The 1,058-nt window shown below is 54.2% G+C and carries 1 protein-coding gene; it reads right to left on the bottom strand.

Annotated elements, in window-relative coordinates:
* Positions 1-2: 2 nt before the first annotated feature.
* Positions 3-1,058 (bottom strand): IS4 family transposase (locus tag ACXAIC_RS24715; RefSeq protein WP_475187090.1); only part of this gene is annotated, 1,056 nt, incomplete at its 5' end.

Below are 1,058 nucleotides of genomic sequence, written 5' to 3'. Positions count from 1 at the left end.
CACTACTGTCCGGGAAAATTGAATTGGAATTGATATTCCGGATTTTGTTTGTCGACCCTGTCGTTTGGATTTAGCAGTCGGGTTATGTCGCATAAGTTGTGGATGTGGTTTCCGGCGATGGCGGCGAGGCGTTTCAACGGCACGGTGATGTTGTTTGCCTTGTGGACTTTTTTCAGCAGCACATAGGCAATCAGTGCGGTTATGATTTGCAGCCGGATGGCCTTTGGATTTTTGGCGAGGAACCGTTTGATTTTGAGGTTCTGCTTGATCCACTTGAAAAACAGTTCGATCTGCCAGCGCCGTTTGTACAGGTTGGCGATGTCTTCGACTGATCGACGAAAGTCATTGGTTATGAACGCCAGTTCCCGCCCGAGGGTTTCATCGAAGATTTCGACGCGACGAACGGGCTTTTGGTATTTGCGCCCCGGCTTGCGAGCCAGAACGATGGTTTCATCGGCGACAACAAGACAGTCGTGATGGACCGTTGCGTGCTGCACCTCATAGGCCAGAGTGGATTTGGGCCGGGTGACGAAGATCGCGCCCGCAGCATCGATATCGGCCCAGAAGTCTGCATTATTGTAAGCTCTGTCAAAGACATAGGTGGCGCCTTCCTTCACAGGCAGTTCGGCGCAAACATGGCTGTCGTGAAGCCGCGCAGGACTGACCTGGAACCAGGTGGGGCTTTGGCTGTCGGGGTCGAACAGCAAATGCAGTTTGATTGCACTGTTGTTGCTGCGATAGCGCATGTCCTTGTGGGTCTTGGCAAACAAGCTCACCGTGGTGGAATCCAGCAGTCGCACCAGATCGCCGACCTCCTTGCGGGGGCTGGCTTGCATGTCGTTCAAGAGCAGGGACAGGATCGCTTCAAACACCGCTGACGGGCGCGTGGCATTTGCGTCGCTCAATGTCGAGCGCCGTACACCGCGCCCGCTCAGGTGAGACCGCCTTGCGGGGTTGGCATTGAACGATGCTTCAAGATCACGAAGGCTAACCTGGCCGGACAGTTGAGCATAAATCATCGTCACAAGGTGCTCGAAAGTGGAAAATCGCTTACACCA

The organism is Roseibium sp. AWQ4_254, from assembly GCF_056161025.1.
Note: the sequence above shows the minus strand (reverse complement) of the source record. Positions and strands in the feature narration are given on the sequence as shown.